Consider the following 25,495-nt stretch of genomic DNA (forward strand, 5'->3'; position numbering starts at 1 on the left):
CTCAGCGGACGATCAGGTCGACCTCGCTGCCGCCGCCGGGCGCGGCGCTGGCGTAGACGACATAGGCCGAGTCGCCGCGCGTGCCGCCGAGCACGTGTTGCGCGCCCGAGGCCTGATGGTCGACGCTATAGCCGGCGCGGCTGACGCGCGCATTGTACCAGTCGAGGATGCGCCCGACCGGGGCGCTGCTGGTGAAGCTGACGACGCGCAGGCCGCAGGCATCGTTGCCCGCCGCCTCGCGTACCCGCGCATCGGGGTAGAGCGGCACCGCCGCGGGCAGCCGGTTCGCCCAGCCCGCCGAATAGGTGACACGCTGCGCACAGGCCGCCTGTCCCGCCGACTGGCGCTTGGCGAGTTCGCCGAGCGTCAGGGCGCCGTCGGCGGCCCGGCATCGCGGGCAGTCGCGTCCGGCGGTGGGGGTCGGCTTGAGGTCGGCGGCGGCGACATGGTCGCTGATCGGGACGACCGGCTCGGGCGGCGCCGACAGCGGATCGGGGCGGCTCGGCGGCCGGACGACGTTGGTGTTGGCGCTTTGCGTCAGCGCCGGGTCGACCATGATCTGGTCGCGCAGCGCCGCGGTCAGCGTCGGATCGGCCTGATTGCCCGATCCCGCGGTCAGCTCGCGGTCGAGGCTGTCGAGATCCTGCTGCGAGGCGGGCGGCTTGCTGCACGCCGCCAGCGCGAGCGTCAGCAGGAGGAGGGCGGGGCGGGCGGTCACCCCCTTGTCATGGCGCAGCAGCGGTTAAGGCGCCACCGGCATGTGCGGTTAACAGAACGTCACGCGGCGGTGGCTTGTCCCGTGCGGGGACGGCAGCCATATCGTCGCCATGCTCAACATCGTCTCCATCGCCCTCGGTCTGGTCACGCTGACGCTTGGGTTGGTCGCCTTCATTCCGCTGCTCGGCTGGATGAACTGGATCGTCATCCCGATCGGCATCGTCGGCGCGGCGGTCGGCGCATTGTCCTCGTCCAACGGCGGACGCAACCTCAACCTCGTGCTGATCGTGATCTTCGCGATCCGGCTGAGCCTGGGCGGCGGGATCTTCTGACGCTGGTCTAACCCTCGTCGGGTGGGGCGACGGGCTCGGTCTCGACCGCCGCTGCCGCCTCGTCTTCGGGCGTCACCGTCTGCGGCCGATCGCGGAGAGCGGCGCGTTGGTCGCGGCGCAGATCATCGGCGGTGTCATGGCGGTCGCCGTGACGCGCGCGCAGATCGGCGCGGGGATCGTCGTCGCGGCTGTCGTGATCGAGATAATCGCCGCGATGCGCGTGCAGGTCGCCGCGCGGATCATCGTCGGCCAGCGTGTGCGCCCGCAACGGGTGTAGGATGATGATCGTATCGCCGTCGCGCACCTGTCCGGGCGACAGGGCAAGTGCTTCATCGACTCCGGGCAGGGCCGCGAAACCGACGGCGGCGAGGATCAACGGACGCATCGGACCATCCCTAAGGCGAATGGCCGATCGTATACCGTCGGTCGGATCGGTCGACAATGGTCCCCCGGCCGCGATCGCGGCCGGGAGAGCCCGGCTCAGCCGAAGGTCGTGTCGAGCGTAATGTCGCAGTCGAGCACCTTCGACACCGGGCAGCCCGCCTTCGCCTCATTGGCGATACGCTCGAATTCGACGCGGTCGAGGCCCTCGACATGACCGGTCAGCGTCAGCGCCGATTTGGTGATGGTGAAGCCGTCGCCATCCTTGTCGAGCGTCACCTTGGCGTCGGTCTTGAGATTGCCCTGGCTATGGCCGGCGCCGGCGAGCGCGAAGGCGAGCGCCATCGTGAAGCAACCGGCATGGGCGGCGGCGATCAGCTCCTCGGGGTTGGTGCCGGGGCCATCCTCGAACCGGGTGTTGAAACCATATTGCGCGTCGGACAGGATACCCGATTGCGTCGAGATCTTGCCCTTGCCTTCTTTGCCAAGGCCTTCGTAGCTCGCCGAAGCGCTGCGCGACACCATCTTCTGTCTCCAATTGGGAAAGGTCCGGTTGCGATACGCAGAAGGGGCGCCGCGAGTTGCCCCGCGACGCCCCTGCCGATCGAATTAGCTGCGGCTTAGCGGCAGCGACGCTTGCCGCCGCGGTCGATCTCACGACCGAGCAGACCACCCGCTACCGCGCCGCCGAGCGTGCCGACCGTGCGGTCGCCGCGCGTGTCGATCGTGCGGCCGAGCAGCGCACCGCCGACCGCGCCGACCACCGCGCCGGTGGTGCCGTCGGGCTTCTTGCAGCGCAGACGGCCGCGATCGTCGCGCCATTCGCGATACTTGTGGCGCTGCGCATCCGCCTTGGAGACGGGGATCGCCATCGTCGCCGGGACCACCATTGCCGCACAGCCCATCGCCAGCATCAAACTCCGCATTCTACTACTCCCGTGGTTCGAAAATCATGTTGCAACAACGTCATCCTGTTAGGCGCGGTTGCATGAACCTGAAACAACGTTCCGTTCAGGAAACGATTTCGGTATCGGCCTCCGCCGTGCGCCGCTTACGATAGCGGTCGGCGAGCAGCGCCGCGCCGAGGACGAAGCCGCCCGGTGCGAGCAGGATGACGGCGGCGAGCCCGATCTGGCCTTTGGTAATACGCATCCGTCCGGACGTAGCGGCCGGTGATGAACGACGGATGAGGGCGGCCTAGAACTTCGTCTTGAAGTGCAGCATCGCCCGCGGTGCGCTCTTGCCGTCGGGCATCGTGCCCTGTTCGGCCTGTGCCGCCATGTCGACCGTGCCGATCGTCGTGCGGGCGCGGATCGGCCGTTCGGCGTAGCGCGTCGGATCGAGCCGGGGGAGCCGGTCGGCGGTGCGGTCGCGCCCGCAGACGACGATATCGCCCCGTGCGTCCTCCGTCCCGCACGGCACCGCCGCCGTCGCGGGCGCGACCGGGCGCATGTCGGCGGGCAGGGGCGGACCCGCGACCGGCAGGCTCTGCAACGCCATCATCACCGCCAGCCGCATCCCCATCGCCTCCCGACGACGGCGATGCTGCCGAGGGATTGCGGCAAAGGCGTGACGGCTGCTTCGGTAGACCGCGGCGGCTCGGAATTGAAAAGGGTTCACGCGGAGGCGCGGAGATGTGGCTTGCGGGGAGGTCCTCCCGATTCCTTGGTCGGAGAGGAGATGCCGCTGACGCGGCGGGCGCGACGCCGCGTGGAGTCCTATCCGCTGGCGGACAGTCCCCCGACCCTAGCGATAGTTGAAGCTGATGCTGATCCGTTCGCCCTTGGCGGCATTGGCGACCACCTCGTGCCGCAGCCAGCTTTCCCACAGGAAGACGCTGCCCGGCTGCGGTGCGGCATAGACGAAGGTGGCGTGATCCTCACCCGCGTCGGCGCGGCGGGTCGGTGCCGCCATCATCATCGCCAGCCGCGGGTCCTCGAGCTTGAGCGCGCCGGCGCCCGGCGGCGTCGCGATATAGAGCGTGCCGCTCACCGCGCTGTGCGGATGGATATGGCCCGAATGCGTGCCGCCCGGCTTGAGCACGTTGACCCACAGGCTGTCGAGCTTGAGCCGCCGCCCGCCGAGGTCGAAGGCACAGGCTTCGGCAAAGCGCGCGACATGCTTGTTGAGCAGCCGGACGAGGTCGGCGAAGCGCGGATCGCGCGCCGGCAGATCGTTGAGCGAGGCATAGGAGGTATAGCCGCGATAGCCATGCGCCTTCGACCAGGCGACGCCGGCGCGATCCTCGCGTGCGAGATCGTGGCACGCCTCCTCGAGTTCGGCGAGCAGCGCGGCATCGCCGAGATCGTCCTCGTAGAAGCGCGTGGCGAAAAGCGAGCGGACGGTCATGCCGCGAGCCGCATCGCGACATCGTTCATGAAGCGGACGTCGTCACCCGCGGCGAGCCACGGCGCCTCCGCACCGATCGCGCCGAGCATGTCGGCGAGCGGATCGAGCTCCGCCTTGGCGTAATTGCCGAGGACATAGCCGGTGACGCGATCCTTGTGGCCGGGATGGCCGATGCCGATCCGCACCCGCCGGAACTCGGGGCCGAGATGCTGGTCGGTCGAGCGCAGCCCGTTGTGCCCGGCGGTGCCGCCGCCGCGCTTCACCTTGACCTTGAACGGCGCGAGATCGAGCTCGTCGTGGAAGACGGTGAGCGCGTCGGGTTCGAGCTTGTAGAAGCGCAACGCCTCGCCGATCGCGCGGCCGCTGTCGTTCATGAAGGTGGCGGGCTTGAGCAGCAGCACCTTTTGGTTGCCGACGCGGCCTTCCTGCGTCCAGCCCTGGAACTGCTTCCGGACCGGCGCGAAGCCGTGCATGTCGGCGATCAGGTCGATCGCCATGAAGCCGACATTGTGGCGGTGCATCGCATATTGCGGCCCCGGATTGCCGAGCCCGGCCCAGATCTGCATGGGAAATCCTTCTTCGCTGGCGGCCTCTTAGGCGAGGCCGTCGCCCGCGTCATCCGTGCGTTCGGCAAGGCTGCCGCGTGTCGCGCCGGCGGGGGAGCGGGCCGGCACCGTCATCAGGCACGCAGCAGCCGCTCGGTATCCTCATGTGCCTGTTGCAGCAGCACGATGGTGGCGTCGCGCGCGGCGGCGGGATCGCTGGCGGCGATCGCATCGAACAGCCGGCGGTGCTGCGGCATCGAATCGCGCGGGCGGCGGCGGTCGCGGAACTTGAAGATCGTCGTCCAGCGCACCGCCGAACCGATGCTGCCCGACAGGCTGACCAGCAGTTCGTTGTCGGTCGCTTCGAGGATGACGTTGTGGAAACACTGGTCGGCGGCCTGGCCCTCGGCGGTGTCGAGCCCGAGCGACGCCATCCGCAGCAGCGCCTCGTCCATCCGCGCCAGCTGATCGGCGCTGCGGTAGCGCGCGGCGAGTTCGGCGGCGGCGGGCTCGACGATCATGCGCAGCTGGAACAGGCTGCGCACGAAGGCGGCGGGCGGTTCGCCCTCGAACATCCAGGCGAGGACGTCGGGGTCGAGCAGATTCCACAGGCTGCGCTCGCGCACCCGCGTGCCGGACTTGGGCCGGCTTTCGACCAGCCCCTTGGCGGAGAGCATGCGCAGCGATTCCCGCACCACGCTGCGCGACACGCCGCGCCGGCCGGCGATGTCGATCTCGCCGGGGATGACGCTGCCGGGCGGATACTGTCCGGTGACGATGGCGATGCCGAGGTCGCGGGCGATCAAACTGTGCGCGGGTTCGCGCCGTTCACCCTTGACCATGCGTTCTCCCTTCTATGTCTGACAAGCGTTAAGCGTCCCGTCGCCGCTTGGGAAGCCTTGGCGCGTCCCGGCATCCGGGCTAGCGCATCCGCCATGGCCGTTACCGACATCGCCACGCGCACCTGGGATCATAATTGGCGGCTCGATCCGATCGTGCGCAGCCTGCTCGACACCGATTTCTACAAATTGCTGATGCTGCAGATGATCCGCCATCTGCACAGCGATACGCAGGCGACCTTCCGGCTGATCAACCGCAGCACCGGCGTGCGACTCGCCGAGGTGATCGACGAGGCGGAGCTGCGCGCGCAGCTCGATCATGCCCGCACCGTCCGCTTCGCCAAGAAGGAGCTGATCTGGCTCGCCGGCAACAGCTTCTACGGCAAGCAGCGCATGTTCGCGCCCGACTTCATCCAGTGGCTGGGCGATTTCCAGCTGCCGCCCTACCATCTGCACCGCGTCGACGGACAGTTCGAGCTGACCTTCGACGGGCCGTGGACGCATACGACGATGTGGGAGATCCCCGCGCTGGCGATCGTCAACGAACTGCGCGCACGCGCCGCGCTGCGCGACAAGGGCCGGTTCGCGCTCGACGTCCTCTATGCCCGCGCCAAGGCGAAATTGTGGGAGAAGGTCGAGCGGTTGCGCGCGCTGCCCGATCTGGTGATCTCCGATTTCGGCACGCGCCGCCGCCACGGCTTCCTGTGGCAGCGCTGGTGCGTCGAGGCGTTGAAGGAGGGGTTGGGCAGCCGCTTCATCGGCTCGTCCAACGTGCTGCTCGCGATGGACAATGATCTGGAGGCGATCGGCACCAACGCGCACGAGCTGCCGATGGTGATGGCCGCGCTCGCCGACGACGATGCCGGCGTCGCGGCCGCGCCCTATCGCGTGCTGCAGGAATGGCAGGCGCATTACGACGGCAATCTGCGCGTCGTGCTGCCCGATGCCTTCGGCACCACCGCCTTCCTGCGCGATGCTCCCGACTGGGTGGCGAACTGGACCGGCTTCCGCCCCGACAGCGCGCCGCCGATTCCCGCGGGCGAGCAGATCATCGCCTGGTGGCAGGCGCACGGCCAGGACCCGCGCGACAAGCTGCTGATCTTCTCCGACGGCATGGATGTCGACAGTATCGAGCGCGTCTATCGCCATTTCCACGGCCGGGTGCGGATGAGCTTCGGCTGGGGCACCAATCTGACCAACGACTTCCGCGGCTGCGACCCCGATGGCGCGGCTGGGCTCGAACCGATCTCGCTCGTCGCCAAGGTGACGCGTGCCGACGGCCGCCCGGCGGTCAAACTGTCCGACAATCCCGCCAAGGCGACCGGCGAACCGGACGAGATCGCCCGCTACCTGCGCATCTTCGGCGCGGATGGGCATAAGGAAAGCGCGGTGCACGTATGACGCCTCCGATCGACATCCTCGCGCTGTCGCCGCTGCCCGACACGCTCGCGCCGTCGCTCGCCGGGCGATATGCCACCCATATCGGGCTCGACGACGCGCCGCGCGATCGGGTCCGCGCGCTGGTCGGGGGCGGGGCGATGCAGGTGGATGCGGCGCTGCTCGCGCGGCTGCCCGCGCTGGAGATCGTCGCGATCCACGGTGTCGGCCATGACGGCGTCGATCAGGCGGCGCTGGCGGCGCGCGGCATCCGCCTCGCGATCACCGCGGGAACGCTGACCGAGGATGTCGCCGATCTGGCAATCGGGCTGTGGCTGGCGGTCGAGCGGCGGATCGTCGCCAATGATCGCGCGGTGCGCGGCGGCGGCTGGGACGTGCCGCTCGCCCGGCGCGCGACCGGGCGGCGGATCGGCATCTTCGGGCTCGGCGCGATCGGTCGGGCGATCGCCGCGCGTGCCGCGCCCTTCGCCGCCGACCTGATCTACACCGCGCGCAGCCCCAAGGACGTGCCGTGGCGCTTCGTCGCCGATCTTACGACGCTGGCGGCGGAGAGCGACGTGCTGTTCCTCGCCGCCGCGGCCGGTCGCGAGACGCATCATGCGGTCGATGCCGCGGTGCTCGCCGCGCTCGGGCGGCAGGGCGTTCTGGTCAACGTCGCGCGCGGCGCGCTGGTCGATCAGGATGCGCTGATCGCCGCGCTCGCCGAGGGGAGGATCGCCGGCGCCGGCCTCGATGTCTTCGCCGACGAGCCGACGGTGCCCGCCGCGCTGCACCGGGACGATGTCGTCCTGTCGCCGCATCAGGGCTCGGCGACCGTCGCGGCACGCAGCGCGATGGCGGCGATGGTCGTCGCCAATCTCGACGCGCATTTCGCCGGAGACCGGCCGCCGGGGCTAATCGACTGATTTGGCGGGACGCTTGCAGGCCGCTACAGGTGGTCCGATGCAAGCTGTGATCCTCAGCGCGGGCATCGGTTCGCGGTTGCTGCCGCTGACCCGCGAAATCCCCAAATGCCTGGTCGAGGTCGGCGGGCGCTCGATCCTCGACCATCAGCTCGCCGCGTTGCACGCCGCGGGGGTGGAGCGGGCGGTGATCGTCGGCGGCTATCGCTATCGCCAGATCGGCGCGCATCTCGCGCAGGCACGGCCGCCGCTGCCGGTCCGGCTGGTATTCAACCCCTTCTGGGCGGTGGCGAGCAGCATCGGCAGCGTGTGGATGGCGCGCGACCAGCTCGATGCGCCCTTCTGCCTGCTCAACGGCGATACCGTCTTCGCCGCCGATCTGCTCGCCGCGGCGCTGGCGGCGCCGGGCGAGGGCGTCGGGCTGCTCGTCGAGCGGCTCGGCGAAGCGGAGCCGGACGACATGCTCGTCACCGTCGCCAATGGCGGCATCTGCGCGGTCGCCAAGGATCTGGCGCTCGACGTCGCGACGCATCGCTCGCTGGGCGTGATCGTCTCGCACGGCGGCGACGCCTATGCGCAGGCGCTCGAACGCGTCATCGCCCGGCCCGACGGGATCGACGCCTTCCATCATGCGGTGGTCGCCGAGCTTGCCGGCTATGCGCCGGTCCGCGCGATCGTCGCGGGCGAGGGGGCGTGGCAGGAGATCGACCGCCCCGCCGATATCGCCGCCTGGACCGGGCGCGGCGGATGAGCGCCGATGTCGCCTTCCTGTTCCTCGGCGAGACGCTGCTGATCCCGCACCTCTATCCGGTGGTGGAGGCGTTGCGCGCGGCGGCGCCCGATCTGCGCGTCGATTGCTGGGTGGCGACGTCGATGCACGAGGCGTTGCTCGGCGAGTGGCTTGGTCCGGCGCCGGGGCTGCGCATCCGCCGCGCGCCGGGCTTCCGCGATCTCGGCGACTGGCCGGCCGGGCGCAATCCGCCGCTGCCCGCCAAGCTGCCGCTGCTCGCCCGGCTCGCGCCGCGGCTGTGGCGCACGCGCGTCGTCGTCTCCGCCGAACAGACCAGCCTGTGGATTCCGGCGCTGCTGCCGGTGCCCAGCCGCTACGTTAACATCCTCCACGGCGCCGGATCGATGATGAATCGCGACGACCGCCGGCGCAAGGCGGCGCGGCTGACCATCGTCGCCGCGGAGCGCGAGCGTGCGGCGCTGGCGGCGCATGGCGTCGATCCCGCGGCGATCGCCGTCACCGGCTATATCAAGGCGGGCTTCGACCGGCGGCAGGGCGCGGCGCTGCGCTTCGCGGCAGACCGGCCGAAGCTGCTCTATGCGCCGCACTGGCAGCGGCATCGGTCGTCCTGGTGGGACTGGGGCGCGGCGGCGGTCGAGGCGATCGTCGCGTCGGGCCGCTTCAACCTGATCTTCGCACCGCACCAGCGGCTGGTCGAGACCGCGCCCGACGTGCGCGACGTCGCCGCGGCGCTGGCAGGACGCGGCGACGTCCACGTCGACCTCGACAGTTTCGCGATGGTCGACGGCAGCTATACCGCCGCGGCCGACCTCTATCTCGGCGATACGTCGAGCCAGGTCGTCGAATATCTGATGCGGCCGCGCCCGTGCGTCTTCCTCGACCCGCGCGGCGTCGCCTGGGCGGGCGATCCCAGCTACGACATGTGGCGCGCGGGCGAAGTGGTGACTGAGCGCGCCGCGCTGTTGCCGGCGCTCGACCGCGCCGGTGCGCGGCATGGCGACTATCTGGCTGCGCAACGCGCGTTCGCGGCCGAATCGCTCGGCGATACGAGCGGGGCGGCGCCGGCGCGGGCGGCCGCGGCGGTGCTGGCGGTGCTGCGCGGCTAGCCGGATCGTGACACTGTCGCTATCCGGCGGAAATGGTTCCCGATCCTTCTACCTTGCCGACCGTCGTCCCGGTCGGCGACAATCCGACGCCGATCTGGGGCATGTCGGTCGCCGAACGGCTGCGGCGGATCGTCGCGGCGCGCGGCCTGCGCAACGGCGAGGCCGGCGGGGGGGCGGTGCTGCTCGCCAACCTCACCTTCGTCTTCGATCCGTCGTGGCTGCCGCATCTGCTCGCCCGGCCGGGGACGATCCTGACCCGCGACGGCGTGCCGGTGCTCGCGCATGTCGCGGCGGCGGACGCCGACCGGATCGCCGCGGCGATGCGCGCGGATCAGCCGGTCGCGCCTGGCGGCCTCGCGGTGATCGCGGCCGAGGATGAGGCGGGGATCTTCAACGAGGCGCTGCGCAAGCGCGAACGTCCCTTCGCCGAGCGGCTGACCCCGGCGAGCGTGCCCGCGATCGAGCGCGCCAGCTATGTCGGCGCGTACAAGGGCGTCACCGACCTGCTCACCAAATATCTGTGGCCGGAATGGGCCCTGTGGCTGACGCGGCGCTGCGCCCGTGCCGGCATCTCGCCCAATCAGGTGACCGCGATCGGCTCCCTGCTGTGCATCGTCGCGACCGTCGCCTTCTGGTACGGCTGGTTCTGGAGCGGTCTGGCGATCGGCCTCGTCTTCATGGTGCTCGACACCGTCGACGGCAAATTGGCGCGCTGCACGATCACCTCCTCGGCGCTCGGCAATGCCTGGGACCATGGCGTCGACCTCGTCCATCCGCCCTTCTGGTGGTGGGCCTGGGCGACGGGCTGCGCGGCCTATGGCCGGCCGCTGTCGCACGATGCCTTCGTCGCGGTGATCGCGGCGATGCTGTTCGGCTATGTCGCGCAGCGGCTGATCGAGGGCGCGTTCATCGCCCGGTTCGGCATGCACATCCATGTCTGGGAACGGTTCGACAGCCGCTTCCGCCTCGTCACCGCGCGGCGCAACCCGAATATGGTGATCCTGTTCGCCGGGCTGCTGATCGGCCGGCCCGACTGGGGCATCATCGCGGTCGCGGCGTGGACGATGCTGTCGCTCGTCGTCCATCTCGTCCGCCTCGTCCAGGCGATGGCGGCGAAGGCGCGCGGGCGGAGGATCGTCAGCTGGCTGGCGTGAGTTCCGACGACGCCGGACCGGATGCGCCGCGGCTGTTTCCCGGCGGGCCGATGCGGGCGATCGCGCGCAATCTCGGCTGGATGCTGGCGAGCCGCGGCGTGCTCGCCGTGCTCAGCCTCGTCTATCTGGCGATCGTCACGCGCACGCTCGGCGTCTCGGGCTTCGGCCGCTTCGCGCTGATCACCGGCGCGAGCCAGGCGCTCGCCACCGTGGTCGGCTTCCAGACGTGGCAGATCATCGTCCGCTACGGCACCGGCCACCTCGATCCCGGCGGCGAGACGCGGCTGGCGCGGCTGTTCAGGGCGTGCGGGCTGCTCGATCTCGGCAGCGCGATCCTCGGCGTCATCCTCGCCGCGGTGATCATCCGCATCTGGGGCGAGCCGCTCGGCGTCCGCCCGGTGCATATGCGCGCGACGATGCTGTTCACCATCGCGCAACTGCTGTCGATCCGCTCGACCCCGCTCGGCATCCTGCGGCTGCGCGACCGTTTCTCCTTTGCCGCGGCGGCGGACAGCGTGACGCCGGTGATGCGGCTGATCGGTGCGGTCGCCGCCGCGGTGCTGCTGCCGAGCGTCACCGGCTTCCTGATCGCCTGGGGGCTGGCCGAGGTGCTGACCGCCGCGGCCTATTGGGCGGCCCTGGCGCGGACCGGCGACCTCAAATTGCTGTTCGCGCGCGGCATCGGCGTGCGCGACGTCGTTCGCGATCATCCCGGCATCGTCCGCTTCTCGCTCGCCACCAACGCCAGTTCGTCGCTCGGCCTGTCGAGCAAGCAGATCCCGCTGCTGCTCGTCGGCGGCACCGTCGGCACCGCATCGGCGGGTGCGTTCCGACTCGCGCTGCAACTCGCGCAGGCGCTGACCAAGGTGTCGCAGCTGCTCGCCCGCGCCGCCTTTCCGGAAATCGTCCGCGCGGTCGCGGCGGGCGGGCTCGCGCGGGTGCGGCGGATGATCCTGCGCTCGTTCCTGATGGCGACGGTGGTCGGTGCGGTCGCCTTCCTGCTCGTCGTGCTGCTCGGCCATCCGGTGCTGACGCTGATGGGCGGCAAGGCGTTCGGCCGGGCCTATCCGATCCTGCTGTGGCTCGCCGCGGCGGGGTGCATCGATCTCGTCACCGTCGGCTTCGAGCCGTTGCTGCTCGCCGCCAACCGGATCGGCGCGACCTTCGTCGCGCGCGTCGTCGGCATCGTCGCGCTGTTCGGCATCAGCTTCTGGCTGAGCCCGTCGCTCGAGGTGATCGGCGTGTCGATCGCGGTGCTGGTCAACGCGCTCGTCGTCGCGCTGTTGCTCGGCCTGGCGACGCAAAGCTTGCTCCGGGTGAAACCAAGCGCCGCCGACTGAGTTGGCCCAGTCCCGACTGCGTCAGCGAAAATATCACACCGTTCCAGAGCTTTTTATCGTAACGGCCGTAATCCTGCCCCTTTCGTCTGTGACAGTTTGGTGAAAATTGCATGACAAGGATTGCAGATTGGCGACGCGGATCGAACGACGGTGGACGGGGCAGGCGATAGGATCGGCCGGCGCGGCGCTGTTGCGGCGCTCGGCGCCGGCCTGTCTGCCGCGGCCGGAGCGCGCGCCCGTCGCGCCCGCATCGGCGCCGTTGCTGGTCGGCGTCATCGCCAACGGGCGCAGCCATCGCAACCTCAAGCACGGCATGCGGCTCGATCACTGGCCCGACGTCGCCTATGACGCGCCCGAGACGTTCGAGGCGCTGGAGGCGACGCTGCGCGACTATGCGGCGCGCGACATCGGCCTGCTGGTGGTCAACGGCGGCGACGGCACGTTGCGCGACGTCTTGACCGCCGCGGCGCGGGTGTTCGAGACGCTGCCGGCGATGGCGATCATCCCTTCGGGCAAGACCAACGCGCTGGCGCTCGATCTCGGCATCCCGCAGGACTGGACGGTGCGCGACGCGATCGCCGCGGCGCGGGCCGGACGCTTTGTCTCGCGCGCCCCGATCGAGGTGCTGCGCGGCGACGATCCGTGCCCGGCGGCGCGTGGCTTCCTGTTCGGCATGGGCGGCTTCGTCCGCGCCACCGAACTCGCGCAGAGCACGCATCGCGTCGGCGCGTTCAACGGCATCGCGGTGGCGCTGTCGCTCGGCTGGAGCATGGCGCAGACGCTGTTCGGCGGCGCCGGCAACGTGTGGCGGCGCGGTACGACGATCCGCCTCGGCGAGGACGGCGCGACCCCGGCGACGCGGCAGCTCTACCTGCTGCTCTGCTCGACGCTCGAACGCCTGCCGCTCGGCATCAAGCCGTTCGGCGGCCCGCGCCCCGGCCTCAAGCTGCTCACCGTCGAGGCGCCGCCGCGGCATCTGCTCCGCATCCTCCCCGCGATCCTCAACGGCACGCGGGGCAGCAAGGCGGTGGCGCAGGATTTCACGCGCAGCGACCCGGCCGTCATGCACGTCACCGCCGGCGAGGGCTTCATCCTCGACGGCGAACTTTACGAGGGCGGCGAGCTGACCCTGCGCGCGGGAGAGCCGATCCGGTTCGCCGCCGCGTGACGCAGACGCTGCTGTCGTTCGTCGCCGACGAGCTCGACGCGGCGGTCAGCGCCCCCGTGGCCGCCGCGGCGGAGGCGGTGACGCGGCGGCTCGGCGGCGTCGCGGTGCTGTTCTACGGATCGGTGCTGCGGACTGGCGATCTCGACGGCGTGCTCGATTTCTACGTCCTGACGCCGCGCCTGCGCGGCTGGGGCCTGCGCAAGCTGGCGACGCGCACGTTATGGCCCGACGTCAGCTTCCACGAGGTCGAGGTCGACGGCATCATGATCCGCGCCAAGGTGGCGACGCTGCCGCTCGACATCTTCTGCCGCGCGGTCGAGGGGCGGAGCGTCGACACGACGATCTGGACGCGCTTCGCGCAGCCCGCCGCGCTGATCTGGGCGGCCGATGCGCGGGTGCGCGACCGCGTCGTCCGCGCCGTCGCTTATGCCACGGCGACCGCGGCGCGCTTCGCCGCGGTGCTGGGGCCGCAGCATGGCGCACCGGCGGATTTCTGGCTCGCGCTGTTCCGCCAGACCTATTCCGCCGAGCTGCGCGTCGAGGCGCCGGGGCGCGAGCGGCAGATCCTCGCCTTCGTACCCGAACGCTTCGACCGGCTGCTGCCGCTCGCCTGGCAGGGCGCCGGGATCGGCCATCGCCGACAGGGTGGCGACTATGCGCCGATCGTCGCCGAACGCGACGTGCGCGCGACGCTCGCCGCCTGGTGGCTGCGCCAGCGGCTCGGCAAGTGGCTCAACGTCGCGCGGCTGGTCAAGGCGGCCTTTACCTTCGAAGGCGCGGGGGCCTATGGCCTGTGGAAGCTGCGTCGTCACACCGGCGTCGACCTGCCGCTGACCCGCTGGCGCGAGCGTCATCCGATCCTCGCCGCGCCGGGCGTGATGTGGCGGGTGTGGCAGGCGCGGGCATGAGCTTCAACGCGCTGGTGCTCGCCGGATCGCGCGGCGGCGTCGATCCGCTCGCCGCTTATGCCGGGGTCAGCGACAAGGCGCTGATCGTCATCGACGGCGAAACGATGCTCGCGCGGGTGATCGGGGCCTTGCGCGCGGCGGGAGCGGCGCGGATCGCGGTCTCCGCCAACGCCCCGGCGGTCCGTGCCGAGGCGCTGCGGCTTGATGCCGAACCGATCGACGCCGCCGCCGGGCCGAGCCGCAGCACGTTGCTCGGGCTGGAGGCGCTCGGCGCGCCGCTGCTCGTCACCACCGCGGATCATGCGTTGCTGCGGCCCGAGTGGATCGCCGACTTCCGCGCCGATACGCCCGCCGATGCGAACGTTGCCGCGCTGCTCGCCCGGCGCGCGCTGATCGTCCGCGATGCGCCGCCGACCCGGCGCACCTATCTGCGCTTCGCCGACGGTGGCTGGTCGGGCTGCAACCTCTTCCTGCTCCAGACCCCGGCGGCCGCAGCGGCGCTGCGGCTATGGATGGCGGTGGAGCAGGACCGCAAGCGGCCGTGGCGGATCGTCCGGCGGCTCGGCCCGGCGACGCTGCTGCGCTATGTCACCGGGCGATTGACGCTTGATGCGGCGCTGGCGCGGCTCGGCGCGCAGGTCGGCGTGCGCGCCGCGGCGGTGGCGGCGCGACACGGGCTCGCCGCGGTGGATGTCGACACACCCGCCGATCTCGATCTCGTCCGGACGCTGGTCGCGCGCGGCTGAGCCGTCAGCCCCAGTCGACGACTGCCCAGCCACGTTGCTCGGCGACGCGGCGCAGGGCGGCATGCGGATTGACCGCCACCGCCGCATCCGCCCAGGCGAGGCTCGGCACGTCGGTGACGTGATCCGAATAGCAGCGCACCTCCACTTGCGCGCGGTCGATGCCCTGTTCGGCGAACCAGGCCTCGATCATCGCGAGCTTGGCGGGGCCGTAGCAATTGCCCCCCTCGATCCGCGGCAGCAGGTTGCCGCGCGTATCGGTCGCGGTGCGGGTGGCGATCAGCGCATCGGCATCGACCGCCTGCGCGATCGCCTTGGCATAGAAGCGATAGGCGGCGGTGGCGATGACGATGCGAAAGCCCGCGGCGCGATCCGCGGCGATCTGCGCGCGCGCGCCGGGGCGGATCTGCGCCGGGCCGAAGCGCGCGACCCATGCCGCCGCCAGCGCCTCGGCGCGCGCCGGCGACAATGTACCGAGCGCCGCGCGATGCATCACCTGCTTCAGCCGGTCCCGGTGGAGCAGCCCGGCCGCGCGCAGCCCCGCCGCGCCGAGCACCAGCGGCAGCGCCGTCAGCCGCCACGGCGCATGGCGCAGCACCGCGTGGAGCAGGAACGGCGTCCAGGTCGGCGCGCGGGTGATCGTGCGATCGAGATCGTAGATCGCGATCCGCCGGCGCGGCAATGCGGGGGAATCTGTCGGAGCCATGACGCGGCGATGACAAGCGAAGGTGGCAAGCGCGTGGCAGTGTAGAAGCTGTTGCAGGACATTCACCTGCGCGCTACGCGCGAGCTTCCATGCGGTCCTATCAGCCTTCGTCGGACCGTCGCCGGGCGATCTCGCTGACGCTGACGATCCTCGCGCATCTGCTCATCGCCTTTCTGCTCTGGCGGCTTGCCCCGGTGCTCGACCAGACCAAGGAGCCGGGCCGCTCGCTCACCGTCAACATGCTGCCGGTCGGCGACGCCGAATCGACCGCGACGAAGAGCGAGAAGGCGCCCGCGCGCGCCGCCGCCAAGGCGAGTCGCCGCACCGCGCCCGAGCCGCCCGCCGCGCCCAAGACGCCGGCGCCCGATGCCTCCGTACCGCCGCCGGTCGATACGCCGTTCCCGGGCTATCTGGTGCTCAACAAGAATGATTTCGCCGCCTCCGACGTCGGCAAGATGCCGTCGCGCAAATCGGGCGGCAGCGCCGGCAAGCAACTCGCCGCGGCGGACGGCGCGGGCGACGGCGATGCCGGCGATTCGAGCGCCGCGGCGGGGACGGGCCCGGGCGGCCAGCGGCTGTACAATGCCGAATGGTATGTCGAGCCGGCGCAGTCGCAACTGTCGCCCTATCTGCCGCCCAACGTCCCCAAGGGTGCCTGGGCGGAAATCGCGTGCCGCACCGCTGCCCGATATGCGGTGGAGGATTGCGTCCAGCTCGGCGATTCGCAGCCCGGATCGGGCCTCGCCCGCGCGATCCGCGAGGCGGCGTGGCAATTCAAGGTCCGCCCGCCGCGGATCAACGGCACGCCGCAGGTCGGCGCCTGGGTGCGCATCCGGATCAGCTTCACCAAGTGATCGGAAGTGGCTTGCACGCGGAGTCGCTGCATAAGGGTGCAGCCCTATCTTCCTCTTCGACCGGTTACAGCGCACAATCTGCCCTTCTGCACACCCCCTCCGCGCCTCCGCGCCTCCGCGCCTCCGCGTGAACCGAATTTCTTAGCGTCTTCGCGTGATGTAGGTTCCGCCAGCGGGTGGGCAGCCGGCGGATGGTTCACGCGGAGGCGCGGAGGCGCGGAGGGATTGGATCGTTTCAGATGGTGCTTGGCAGAGCGTCGCTGCAAATCGCTGTCGTCACCCCCGCTCGCGCGCGCGGCGATAGGTGCCGAGCAGGCGCAGCCATTTGGAATGGAAGCCGAGTTCCTCCATCGCGCGGTCGAAGGCGGGATCGCCGGGCTTGCCCTCGACATCGGCGTAGAATTCGGTCGCCGCGAACGAGCCCGACCGCTGGTAGCTTTCCAGCTTGGTCATGTTGACGCCGTTGGTCGCGAAGCCGCCCATCGCCTTGTAGAGTGCGGCTGGGACGTTCTTCACCTCGAAGATCAGCGTCGTCATCCACGGCCCGTCGCCCGCCGGCGGCTTGCCGCCGCGCGCCAGCACGACGAAGCGCGTGGTGTTGTGATCGGCATCGGCGATGTCGACCGCAAGCAGGTTGAGCCCGTACAACGCCGCCGCGCCCGGCGGGGCGAGCGCGGCGATGGCGGGATCGCGCCGCTCCGCGACGAAGGCGGCGGCGCCTGCGGTATCGGGGTAGGAGACCTGGTGGATGCCGTGCGCCTTCAGCCAGTGCCGGCACTGGCCGAGTGCCTGCGGGTGGCTCATCGCCTCCCGCACCGCGTCGCGAGCGCCGCTGCCCATCAGCGCGTGGCGGATCGGCAGGAAATGTTCGCCGGTGATCACCAGCCCCGATTCCGGCAGCAGGAAGTGGATGTCGGCGACGCGGCCGTGCAGCGAATTCTCGATCGGGATCATCGCGCAGTCGGCGCGGCCGTCGCGGACCGCGTCGATCGCATCTTCGAAGGTGAAGCAGGGCAGCGGCAGGCCGTCCGGAAAGGCTTGCATCACCGCGACATGGCTGTTCGCGCCGGGTGCGCCCTGAAAGGCGACGGCGCGGTCGGGTCGGGCGGCGGCCGCGGCGGTCATCGCGGCGACGATCGGGCGGGCGGGGGCGGCGTAGGTTTCCATCGACCGGCGGCGGTAGAGCGGGCGGCGGGCGGCAGCAAGCGCGCGCTTGCGGAGGGGGTCGCCGTTTCCTATGGGTTCATGGCGCAGAGCAGAACATAGGGGCAGCGTTAGGCAGATGGATAACCGCATCAACACGATCGCCGGGTGGACTCTGGCAGCCTGCGGGGTTGCGCTCGGTCTGTCGATCGTCGGCGGCATGGCCTTCCACAGCGAGCGCCCCGAAAAGCTCGGCTATGCGATCGAGGGCGTCGAGGCCGAGGGCGGCGCGGGCGGCGGTGCCGCCGAGGTGCCGATCGCGACCTTGCTGCCGACGGCGGACGTCGCCAAGGGCGCGGAAGTCTTCAAGAAATGCGCCGCCTGCCATACCGCGACGCAGGGCGGCGCGAACGGCATCGGCCCCAATCTCTATGCGACGCTGGGTGAGCCGATCGGCCAGGGCAAGGGCGGCTTCGCCTTCTCCGACGCGCTGAAGGGCGTCGGCGGCAACTGGGACTTCGACAAGATGAACGCGTGGCTGACCAGCCCACGCAAATTCGCGCCCGGGACCAAGATGACCTTCGCCGGCCTCGGCAATCCGCAGGATCGCGCCAACGTCATCGCCTATCTCAACTCGCAGGGTTCGAACCTGCCGCTGCCCGCCGCGCCCGCCGCCGGTGCCGCGCCGGCCAAGCCGGACGCCAAGGCGCCGGAGGGCAAGGATTCGGTGACCAACACCGATGCGGTCAACAATCTCGCCAACACCGGCACGCCGGCATCGGGCGCGCCGTCGATCGACCCCAACGCCGCCAAGGAAGGCGCGAAGGCGGGGAAGTAAGCCTCGGGCGTCTCGCCCCTGGCCTTACCCTGCGGCGCTGCGCGCCTTACCCCTTCTCCCGCTGGGAGAGGGGGGAGACGGCGAAGCCGGCGCGGGGTGAGGGCAGGGCGAGCCGGTCGTGAAAGAGGTGCTCACCCCTCCTTCTTCGCCTGCTCCTCGTAGAATTCCCGCACCACGTCCCACGCCTCTTCGGCGGTCTCGACATAGGTGAAGATGCCGAGGTCGCGCTGGCTGACCACGCCCTCGTCGACCAGCGCCTGGAAGTTGACCACCTTCTCCCAGAATTCGCGGCCGAACAGGAGCACCGGGATCGGCTTGATCTTGCCGGTCTGGATCAGCGTCAGCAGCTCGAACAGTTCGTCGAAGGTGCCGAAACCGCCGGGGAAGGCGGCGAGCGCCCGCGCGCGCAGCAGGAAATGCATCTTGCGCAGCGCGAAATAGTGGAACTGGAAACTGAGCGACGGCGTCACATAGGGATTGGGCGCCTGTTCGTGCGGCAGCACGATGTTGAGGCCGATCGATTCCGCGCCGACATCCGCCGCGCCGCGATTGGCAGCCTCCATGATCGACGGCCCGCCGCCCGAGCAGACGACGAACTGGCGCATCCCGCGCTGGTCACGCGGCACGCGGCTGGCGATCTGCGCCAGTTCGCGCGCGACCTCATAATATTTGCTCTTGGCGACGAGCCGTTCGGCGATGCCGCGCGACACGTCGTCGCTCGCCAGTTCGAGCATCGCCTGCGCCTTGGCGGGCTCGGGGATGCGGGCCGAGCCGTACATGACGAAGGTCGAGGCGATCTGCGCCTCCTCGAGCAGCAATTCGGGCTTGAGCAGCTCGAGCTGGAAGCGCACCGGGCGCAGATCCTCGCGCAGCAGGAAGTCCATGTCCTGGAAGGCGAGCTTATAGGCGGGATGCTCGGTCTGCGGCGTCGAGATGGCTTGCTGGGCGCTCGCGGCATCCTGGCTGGCGCGCGGGAAAACCCGTTCGGGAAGGCGTGTGTCGGTCATCCGCGGGCGTTAGAGCAAAGCCCCCGACGGCTCAACGCCCGATCGTCAGCGGCAGACGCCGGCGCGGTCGTCCTCCAGATGCAAGTGATTGCGATGCGCGGCATTATAGCCGGGCGACAGCACCGTGCCGAAGCGCTTGCAGGCGGAAGCGTGGATCGTCGACAGGAAGCGCTGGACCTGCGGGTCGGGCGAGGTCCAGTCGCGCAGGATCGTCACCCGCCGCCCGTCCTTCAGCGTCACCCCGCCGACGTCGATCGCATTGGCGATGGCATGGCCCGACCGCCGGTCGCCGCCGCGCCGCGTGCCGACGACGTTGCGGCAGGCATAGCTGCCCATGCTCTGCACGCTGGCCAGCTCGCTGCCGAGGATCTGATAGGCGGCGGGGGCGACCGCGTTGCGCACCCAGCCGGAGAAGGCGCGCGCCTCGCCGCAGCGGATCGCGGTGATGCCGGTGACGGGTACGCCGATGTCGATCAGCTGGACCGCGCCCGACAGGCCGCAGCCATTGCCGAAATCCTTGTCGGGCAGCGTCTTGTAGCTGACGTCCATGCCGCGCAGATCGGCGAGGCATTGCGCGGTCTGGCGGGAGGAGACGGTGGCGATCGAATCGCGCGGCGGCGCCGGACGTTCGGCGCGCCCGCAGGCGGCAAGCAGGAGGACGAGGCCGAGCGCCAGCGCCCGCCGGTCAGGGCATGGGATCATCGTCCCCGTCTACAGCGCCGCGCTGCGCCGCCAAGAGCGCGGTTTGGCGTGCCGACAGTCTTGCGATGACGCGGGTAGCGAGCAGGGTGAACAGACAGGACGGTGCCGCCCTGATGGAAAAAGCCCGCAGCGGCCCGCCCCGCGAGGGTCCCTTCGCACGCCGCTGTCGGGATCATGCGGCGGTGTCGGCGGCTCAGCTCCGCCGTCCCCAACGCCGCGACCCGGTGTTGCTGTGATAGATTAGCGCGACGCGCTGCAACGCCGACAGTTGCAGGATGATGACGGAGAAGACCGCGCTCAACGCGATGTCGACGGCGACCTTGACCAGCAGCAGCATGTCGGCGGTGAGCAGGTCATGCTGCAGCGTGGCGCCGATGTACTGGCGCAGGCCGACGAGGCTGAGCACGCCGTTCGCCAGCCACAGGCCCCACCACCAGCGCAGCATGGCGGGCACCTCGACCAGCGCCGCCGCCTTGGGCGCGACGGAGATGCGCCACGTCTCGCTGATCAGGCCGAGCGGCTTGATCAGCCCGGCGACGGGTACGAAGAACCAGCCGACCGCCCAGGCCGGGCTGGTCTGCGGCGCGGTGGAAAACCGGTCGTCGAGGGCATGCGCGTTGCGGTTGGTGACATAGACCCAGCGCAGTACCGCCAGCGCAGCGAGCGCGAAGGCGACGGCGGTCAGCGCCTGCAAGGCGGACGACAGGGCCGCGACCTGCGTAAACGCCCATCGGGGGATTGCCCCCTTGCCAAGACCGCTGACCGCGCAGATTTCGATGATCCGGCCGATCCCGTCGAGCATCACCAGCACGGTCCACAGCCAGATCGCCCCCACGGCGATGCCGCCGGCGGTGGTGGGATCGCGCCGTTTCGGGTTGGTAACGCCCATTCCGCTTCCTCGTCGCATTGCATCAATGGCTCATTGTAGACGGATCGCCTCGTGTTGGAGCGTCGACAGCCGGGCGATGATCCGCCACGCCGTCCCGGCTACCAGCAGGGCGGCGACGGCGGCGAGCCTCGGACAGATGTCGCTCGCGGTGCCCTGCCACCGATTCGTCACGCCTCCGCGACGCCGCAAGCGACCGGTGGCGGAGCCTGCTACGACACCGTGTCTCCGCCGACCCGGTCCGGTCTCGCAACACCTGTCGCCCCCTCGTCGCTTTGCCAAAGTTTCTTGTAGAGGCGTTTTCGCCACCGAAGCTTTTTCGATTGTCACGGTCGCCGCGTGTCTCTAGGGCCGTCGGCGGGCCACGCCGTCCCAACGCGGCGCGTGCTCTCTGTGAGGAGAGACTATTTTGACGGATACCTTCACCGCCCCCGATGCACGGGGTGCGTCCAAGCCCGCCACCAAGCCGGCGCGCCCCTTCTTCAGCTCCGGACCCTGCGCCAAGCCACCCGGCTGGGAGGCGTCGAAGCTCGCCACCGATTCGCTTGGCCGCTCGCATCGTTCGAAGATCGGCAAGCAACGGCTGCAATATGCCATCGACCTGATGCGCGAGCTGCTCGGCCTGCCCGACACGCACCGGATCGGCATCGTCCCCGGCTCCGACACCGGCGCGTTCGAGATGGCGATGTGGACGATGCTCGGCGCGCGGCCGGTGACGACGCTCGCGTGGGAAAGCTTCGGTGAAGGCTGGGTGACCGATGCGGTCAAGCAGCTCAAGATCGATCCCACCGTCATCCGTGCCGATTACGGTCAGTTGCCCGACCTTGCGCAAGTCGACTGGTCGAACGACGTGCTGTTCACCTGGAACGGCACCACCAGCGGCGTGCGCGTGCCGAACGCGGACTGGATTCCGGCGGACCGCGAGGGGCTGAGCTTCGCCGACGCGACCTCGGGCGTGTTCGCCTATGATATCGACTGGGCAAAGATCGATGTCGCGACGTTCAGCTGGCAGAAGGTGCTCGGCGGCGAGGGCGCGCACGGCGTGCTGATCCTCGGCCCGCGCGCGGTCGAGCGGCTGGAAAGCTACACGCCGGCCTGGCCGCTGCCCAAGGTGTTCCGCCTCGTGTCCAAGGGCAAGCTCACCGAGGGCATCTTCAAGGGCGAGACGATCAACACGCCGTCGATGCTCGCGGTCGAGGATGTCATCGTCAGCCTCGAATGGGCGAAGTCGCTGGGGCAGGGCGGGCTGATCGCGCGCTCGGACGCCAATGCCGCCGCGCTCGACCGGATCGTCGAGGCGCGCGACTGGCTCGGCCATCTCGCCGCCGATCCGGCGACGCGGTCGAAGACCAGCGTCTGCCTCACCGTCGAGGGCGCCGACGAGGCGTTCATCAAGGCGATGGCGTCGCTGCTCGACAAGGAAGGCGCCGCCTATGACGTCGCCGGCTATCGCGACGCGCCACCGGGCCTGCGCATCTGGTGCGGCGCGACCGTCGACACCGCCGATATCGAGGCGCTCGGGCCATGGCTCGACTGGGCCTATGCCACCGCCAAGGCGGCGGCTTAACGTCAAGCCGTCATCCCCGCGCAGGCGGGGATCCCTACACGCAGGTCGTCGCAGGAGCCGCACCGTCAGCGGCTATGGATCTCCGCCTACGCGGGGATGACGATCGTTGTTCGAAGGAATTACCCATGCCCAAAGTCCTCATCAGCGACAAAATGGACCCCAAGGCCGCGCAGATCTTCCGCGAGCGCGGCGTCGAGGTCGACGAGATCACCGGCAAGACCCCCGACGAGCTGAAGGCGATCATCGGCCAGTATGACGGCCTCGCCATCCGCAGCTCGACCAAGGTGACCAAGGAGATCCTGGAGCACGCCACCAACCTCAAGGTCGTCGGCCGCGCCGGCATCGGCGTCGACAATGTCGATATCCCCGCGGCGTCCGCCAAGGGCGTCGTCGTGATGAACACGCCGTTCGGCAATTCGATCACCACCGCCGAACATGCCATCGCGCTGATGTTCGCGCTCGCCCGCCAGCTGCCCGAGGCCGACGCCTCCACCCAGGCGGGCAAGTGGGAGAAGAACCGCTTCATGGGCGTCGAGCTGACCGCCAAGACGCTCGGCCTGATCGGCGCGGGCAACATCGGCTCGATCGTCGCCGACCGCGCGCGCGGGCTCAAGATGAAGGTCGTCGCCTTCGATCCCTTCCTCACGCCCGAGCGTGCGATCGAGATGGGCGTCGAGAAGGTGTCGCTCGACGATCTGCTCGCGCGCGCCGACTTCATCACGCTGCACACGCCGCTGACCGACCAGACGCGCAACATCCTCTCGGCCGAGGCGCTCGCCAAGACAAAGAAGGGCGTACGGATCATCAATTGCGCGCGCGGCGGCCTGATCGACGAGGCGGCGCTCAAGGAGGGGCTCGACAGCGGTCATATCGGCGGCGCGGCGCTCGACGTCTTCGTCGAGGAGCCGGCCAAGGCCTCGCCCTTGTTCGGCACGCCCAATTTCGTCAGCACGCCGCACCTCGGCGCGTCGACCACCGAGGCGCAGGTCAATGTCGCGATCCAGGTCGCCGAGCAGATGGCCGACTTCCTCGTCTCGGGCGGCGTCACCAATGCGCTCAACATGCCGAGCCTGTCGGCGGAGGAGGCGCCCAAGCTCAAGCCGTACATGGCGCTCGCCGAAAAGCTCGGCAGCCTCGTCGGCCAGCTCACCACCGGCGCGATCACCCGCATCTCGGTTCATACCGAGGGCGCGGCGGCGGAGCTCAACGCCAAGCCGATCACCAGCGCGGTGCTCGCCGGCTTCCTGCGCAACCAGACCGACACGGTCAACATGGTCAACGCACCGCTGCTCGCCCGCGATCGCGGCGTCGAGGTGCGCGAGGTGCGCACCGAGCGCGAGGGCGATTATCACACGCTGCTGCGCGTCTCGGTGAAGACCGCCGACGGCGAGCGTTCGGTCGCCGGCACGCTGTTCGGCGATCAGGCGCCGCGGCTGGTCGAATTGTTCGGCATCAAGGTCGAGGCCGATCTGGTCGGGCCGATGCTCTATGTCGTCAACGAGGATGCGCCCGGCTTCATCGGCCGGCTCGGCACCGCGCTGGGCGAGGCGGGGGTCAATATCGGCACCTTCCATCTCGGCCGGCGTCAGGCGGGCGGCGAGGCGGTGCTGCTGCTCTCGGTCGACGAGCCGGTCGATGCCGACCTGCTCGCCAAGGTCAAGGCGCTGCCGGGCGTCAAGACCGCGATGGGTCTGACCTTCTAGGTTCGGTCGACGCTCCGTGTCCGGCGCGGCTGTGCCGCGGCGGTCCACCGGTCCGCGCGGAAGCGCGGTGGGCGCGGGGGGCGGCTGTGCCCGGGCGGTACGCGCCGGTTCGTCCGCGGCATGGCGTCGCGGTCGCCGGCGCGTCGCCGGCGAACCCTCCGCGCCTCCGCGCGAACCCCGTCGCCCCACCCGGATTCGCGCAACGGTGATCGTCGATCCGTGCCAACCCGCGGTGGGGGCACGCGATCCGGCGTTGCCCCCGTTCCCGGCCGCGGATAGGGGACGGCTACGATGACACCCCTGCTTCCCGAAGGCTTCCGCGACCGGCTGCCGCCACATGCCGATGCTGCCGCCGCCGTCGAGGCCCGCGCGCTCGAAGCGGCGCGCCTCTATGGCTATGAGCGCGCCGATCCGCCGCTCGTCGAATATGCCGATGCTTTGGGCTCGCGGCTCAAGGACGGCGCGCTGACCGACGCGGTGCGCTACGTCGATCCGGTGTCGCAGCGCACGCTGGCGATCCGCCCCGACGTCACCGCGCAGATCGCGCGGATCGCCGCGACCCGCATGGGCCACCACCCGCGCCCGGTGCGCTTGTCCTATGCCGGGCCGGTGCTCAAGCTGCGCAGCCCCGAACTCGCCCCGGCGCGCGAATGGCGGCAGATCGGCTGCGAGCTGATCGGGCTCGATTCGATCGCTGCGGCGCAGGAGGTGGTGGCGGTCGCCGTCTCGGCGCTGACCGCAGCGGGGGCGAGCGGCCTGTCGATCGACTTCACCTTGCCCGATCTGATCGACACGCTCGCCGCCGGGCCGTTGCCGGTCGCCGCGGAGCGGATCGCGCTGCTCCAGGAGCGGCTCGACGCCAAGGATGCCGGTGCGGTCGCGGCGATCGCGCCCGACTATCTGCCGCTGATCGAGGCGGCGGGTCCGTTCGACGGCGCCATCGCCCGGCTGCGCGCCTTCGACACCGGACAGGTGCTCGCCAGCCGGCTCGACGGCCTCGCCGCGATCGCCGCGGGGCTGGGCGAGGACGTCACGCTGACGCTCGATCCGACCGAGCGGCATGGGTTCGAATATCAGTCGTGGCTCGGCTTCTCGCTGTTCATCGCCGGCGCGGCGCGCGAGGTCGGGCGCGGCGGCACCTATGCGGTGATGCACGAAGGCGGCGCGGAGGAAGCGGCGACCGGCTTCTCGCTGTACGCCGACGCCATCCTCGCCACCGCGGGCACGGCCGATCGCCGCCGCCTGTTCCTGCCGTTCGGCACGCCGGCCGAGGCGGGGACGGCGATGCGCGCCGCCGGCTGGGTCGCAGTCGCGGCGCTGACCGCGGGCGACACGCCGGAAGCACAGCTCTGCACGCACCTCTATGTCGATGGCGAAGCGCGGGCGCTCTGATCGGCTCGCATTGGTGACGTGTCGGTGGCGGGACGCAAGGCGCTCGTCCCGTCACCGACGGCAG

The 25,495-nt window shown here is 70.2% G+C and carries 29 protein-coding genes; 15 read left to right on the top strand and 14 right to left on the bottom strand.

Annotation, left to right across the window (positions count from 1 at the left end; genetic code table 11):
* Window position 1: 1 nt before the first annotated feature.
* Window positions 2–718 (bottom strand): hypothetical protein, encoded by a 717-nt coding sequence (locus V8201_RS04880; protein WP_336544627.1) that lies wholly within the window; start codon window positions 716–718, stop codon window positions 2–4.
* Window positions 719–827: 109 nt separating this feature from the next.
* Here V8201_RS04880 and V8201_RS04885 point away from each other — a divergent pair, with 109 nt between their 5' ends.
* Window positions 828–1,049 (top strand): hypothetical protein, encoded by a 222-nt coding sequence (locus V8201_RS04885; RefSeq protein WP_271300305.1) that lies wholly within the window; start codon window positions 828–830, stop codon window positions 1,047–1,049.
* 7 nt (window positions 1,050–1,056) lie between these two features.
* On the opposite strand, the gene V8201_RS04890 is transcribed toward V8201_RS04885, so the two are convergent.
* The 8 genes from V8201_RS04890 to V8201_RS04925 all read right to left on the bottom strand — a co-directional run bounded on the left by V8201_RS04890 (window position 1,057) and on the right by V8201_RS04925 (window position 5,166).
* Window positions 1,057–1,434, bottom strand: coding sequence for a hypothetical protein (locus tag V8201_RS04890; RefSeq protein ID WP_336544628.1), 378 nt, complete (start codon window positions 1,432–1,434; stop codon window positions 1,057–1,059).
* Between the two features lie 95 nt (window positions 1,435–1,529).
* Entirely contained in the window at window positions 1,530–1,955 is a 426-nt protein-coding gene (locus V8201_RS04895; RefSeq protein WP_336544629.1) for an OsmC family protein, read from the bottom strand.
* A 95-nt stretch (window positions 1,956–2,050) separates the two neighbouring features.
* The gene (locus V8201_RS04900) at window positions 2,051–2,356 is read right to left on the bottom strand and encodes a glycine zipper 2TM domain-containing protein (protein WP_037534430.1); all 306 of its coding nucleotides are present in this window, start codon (window positions 2,354–2,356) and stop codon (window positions 2,051–2,053) included.
* Window positions 2,357–2,441: 85 nt separating this feature from the next.
* Window positions 2,442–2,582, bottom strand: coding sequence for a hypothetical protein (locus tag V8201_RS04905; RefSeq protein WP_271300308.1), 141 nt, complete (start codon window positions 2,580–2,582; stop codon window positions 2,442–2,444).
* 45 nt (window positions 2,583–2,627) lie between these two features.
* On the bottom strand, window positions 2,628–2,948 hold the full coding sequence (locus tag V8201_RS04910; protein WP_037534429.1) for a hypothetical protein: 321 nt from the start codon (window positions 2,946–2,948) through the stop codon (window positions 2,628–2,630).
* A 228-nt stretch (window positions 2,949–3,176) separates the two neighbouring features.
* On the bottom strand, window positions 3,177–3,779 hold the full coding sequence (locus V8201_RS04915; protein WP_037534427.1) for a TIGR02466 family protein: 603 nt from the start codon (window positions 3,777–3,779) through the stop codon (window positions 3,177–3,179).
* Window positions 3,776–4,345 (bottom strand): aminoacyl-tRNA hydrolase, encoded by a 570-nt coding sequence (gene pth / locus V8201_RS04920; protein ID WP_037534426.1) that lies wholly within the window; start codon window positions 4,343–4,345, stop codon window positions 3,776–3,778. Before pth ends, V8201_RS04915 begins: the two co-directional genes overlap by 4 nt.
* 113 nt (window positions 4,346–4,458) lie before the next feature.
* Window positions 4,459–5,166 (bottom strand): FadR/GntR family transcriptional regulator, encoded by a 708-nt coding sequence (locus V8201_RS04925; RefSeq protein ID WP_037534424.1) that lies wholly within the window; start codon window positions 5,164–5,166, stop codon window positions 4,459–4,461.
* 93 nt (window positions 5,167–5,259) lie between these two features.
* On the opposite strand from V8201_RS04925, the gene pncB reads away from it, so the two are divergent.
* The 9 genes from pncB to V8201_RS04970 all read left to right on the top strand — a co-directional run bounded on the left by pncB (window position 5,260) and on the right by V8201_RS04970 (window position 14,636).
* Window positions 5,260–6,564: a nicotinate phosphoribosyltransferase gene (pncB, locus tag V8201_RS04930; RefSeq protein ID WP_037534422.1), complete on the top strand. Its 1,305-nt coding sequence runs from the start codon at window positions 5,260–5,262 to the stop codon at window positions 6,562–6,564.
* Complete coding sequence (locus V8201_RS04935) at window positions 6,561–7,466, top strand: NAD(P)-dependent oxidoreductase (protein ID WP_336544630.1); 906 nt, start codon at window positions 6,561–6,563, stop codon at window positions 7,464–7,466. Before pncB ends, V8201_RS04935 begins: the two co-directional genes overlap by 4 nt.
* 37 nt (window positions 7,467–7,503) lie before the next feature.
* A complete protein-coding gene (locus tag V8201_RS04940) occupies window positions 7,504–8,214 on the top strand; it encodes a phosphocholine cytidylyltransferase family protein (protein WP_336544631.1) in 711 nt (236 codons plus the stop codon).
* Window positions 8,211–9,320 carry a CDP-glycerol glycerophosphotransferase family protein gene (locus V8201_RS04945; RefSeq protein WP_037534416.1) on the top strand — a complete coding sequence of 370 codons (1,110 nt, stop codon included), beginning with the start codon at window positions 8,211–8,213 and terminating at the stop codon, window positions 9,318–9,320. Before V8201_RS04940 ends, V8201_RS04945 begins: the two co-directional genes overlap by 4 nt.
* 32 nt (window positions 9,321–9,352) lie before the next feature.
* Complete coding sequence (locus V8201_RS04950) at window positions 9,353–10,474, top strand: CDP-alcohol phosphatidyltransferase family protein (RefSeq protein WP_037534414.1); 1,122 nt, start codon at window positions 9,353–9,355, stop codon at window positions 10,472–10,474.
* The gene (locus V8201_RS04955) at window positions 10,471–11,814 is read left to right on the top strand and encodes a lipopolysaccharide biosynthesis protein (RefSeq protein ID WP_235199733.1); all 1,344 of its coding nucleotides are present in this window, start codon (window positions 10,471–10,473) and stop codon (window positions 11,812–11,814) included. The genes V8201_RS04950 and V8201_RS04955 overlap by 4 nt, the downstream gene beginning before the upstream one ends.
* 127 nt (window positions 11,815–11,941) lie before the next feature.
* Entirely contained in the window at window positions 11,942–12,982 is a 1,041-nt protein-coding gene (locus tag V8201_RS04960; RefSeq protein ID WP_336544632.1) for a diacylglycerol/lipid kinase family protein, read from the top strand.
* On the top strand, window positions 12,979–13,890 hold the full coding sequence (locus V8201_RS04965; protein WP_336544633.1) for a hypothetical protein: 912 nt from the start codon (window positions 12,979–12,981) through the stop codon (window positions 13,888–13,890). The genes V8201_RS04960 and V8201_RS04965 overlap by 4 nt, the downstream gene beginning before the upstream one ends.
* On the top strand, window positions 13,887–14,636 hold the full coding sequence (locus V8201_RS04970; RefSeq protein ID WP_336544634.1) for an NTP transferase domain-containing protein: 750 nt from the start codon (window positions 13,887–13,889) through the stop codon (window positions 14,634–14,636). The genes V8201_RS04965 and V8201_RS04970 overlap by 4 nt, the downstream gene beginning before the upstream one ends.
* A gap of 4 nt (window positions 14,637–14,640) precedes the next feature.
* Here V8201_RS04970 and V8201_RS04975 read toward each other — a convergent pair whose 3' ends face one another.
* A complete protein-coding gene (locus V8201_RS04975; protein ID WP_336544635.1) occupies window positions 14,641–15,339 on the bottom strand; it encodes an HAD family hydrolase in 699 nt (232 codons plus the stop codon).
* 89 nt (window positions 15,340–15,428) lie between these two features.
* On the opposite strand from V8201_RS04975, the gene V8201_RS04980 reads away from it, so the two are divergent.
* Window positions 15,429–16,193: a hypothetical protein gene (locus V8201_RS04980; protein WP_037534409.1), complete on the top strand. Its 765-nt coding sequence runs from the start codon at window positions 15,429–15,431 to the stop codon at window positions 16,191–16,193.
* Window positions 16,194–16,469: 276 nt separating this feature from the next.
* On the opposite strand, the gene V8201_RS04985 is transcribed toward V8201_RS04980, so the two are convergent.
* On the bottom strand, window positions 16,470–17,360 hold the full coding sequence (locus V8201_RS04985) for a prephenate dehydratase (RefSeq protein WP_037534407.1): 891 nt from the start codon (window positions 17,358–17,360) through the stop codon (window positions 16,470–16,472).
* Between the two features lie 115 nt (window positions 17,361–17,475).
* Here V8201_RS04985 and V8201_RS04990 point away from each other — a divergent pair, with 115 nt between their 5' ends.
* Entirely contained in the window at window positions 17,476–18,174 is a 699-nt protein-coding gene (locus V8201_RS04990; protein WP_271300316.1) for a c-type cytochrome, read from the top strand.
* Window positions 18,175–18,305: 131 nt separating this feature from the next.
* Here the strand turns inward: V8201_RS04990 and V8201_RS04995 are convergent, their stop codons facing one another.
* The 3 genes from V8201_RS04995 to V8201_RS05005 form a co-directional block, all read right to left on the bottom strand.
* Entirely contained in the window at window positions 18,306–19,181 is an 876-nt protein-coding gene (locus tag V8201_RS04995; protein ID WP_037534402.1) for an LOG family protein, read from the bottom strand.
* Window positions 19,182–19,226: 45 nt separating this feature from the next.
* Window positions 19,227–19,883 carry an extensin family protein gene (locus tag V8201_RS05000; protein WP_336544636.1) on the bottom strand — a complete coding sequence of 219 codons (657 nt, stop codon included), beginning with the start codon at window positions 19,881–19,883 and terminating at the stop codon, window positions 19,227–19,229.
* A gap of 193 nt (window positions 19,884–20,076) precedes the next feature.
* A complete protein-coding gene (locus V8201_RS05005; protein ID WP_271300318.1) occupies window positions 20,077–20,772 on the bottom strand; it encodes a DUF4328 domain-containing protein in 696 nt (231 codons plus the stop codon).
* A 406-nt stretch (window positions 20,773–21,178) separates the two neighbouring features.
* Between V8201_RS05005 and V8201_RS05010 the strand changes: the two genes are divergently transcribed.
* From V8201_RS05010 to V8201_RS05020, 3 genes are all read left to right on the top strand, one after another.
* Window positions 21,179–22,336, top strand: a complete 1,158-nt coding sequence (locus tag V8201_RS05010; RefSeq protein ID WP_271300320.1) for a phosphoserine transaminase — start codon at window positions 21,179–21,181, stop codon at window positions 22,334–22,336.
* A gap of 125 nt (window positions 22,337–22,461) precedes the next feature.
* Window positions 22,462–24,039 (top strand): phosphoglycerate dehydrogenase, encoded by a 1,578-nt coding sequence (gene serA / locus V8201_RS05015; protein WP_037534396.1) that lies wholly within the window; start codon window positions 22,462–22,464, stop codon window positions 24,037–24,039.
* Between the two features lie 291 nt (window positions 24,040–24,330).
* Complete coding sequence (locus tag V8201_RS05020; protein ID WP_336544637.1) at window positions 24,331–25,431, top strand: ATP phosphoribosyltransferase regulatory subunit; 1,101 nt, start codon at window positions 24,331–24,333, stop codon at window positions 25,429–25,431.
* Window positions 25,432–25,495: the final 64 nt, after the last annotated feature.

The organism is Sphingomonas kyungheensis, assembly GCF_037120395.1.
GTDB lineage: Bacteria > Pseudomonadota > Alphaproteobacteria > Sphingomonadales > Sphingomonadaceae > Sphingomonas > Sphingomonas kyungheensis.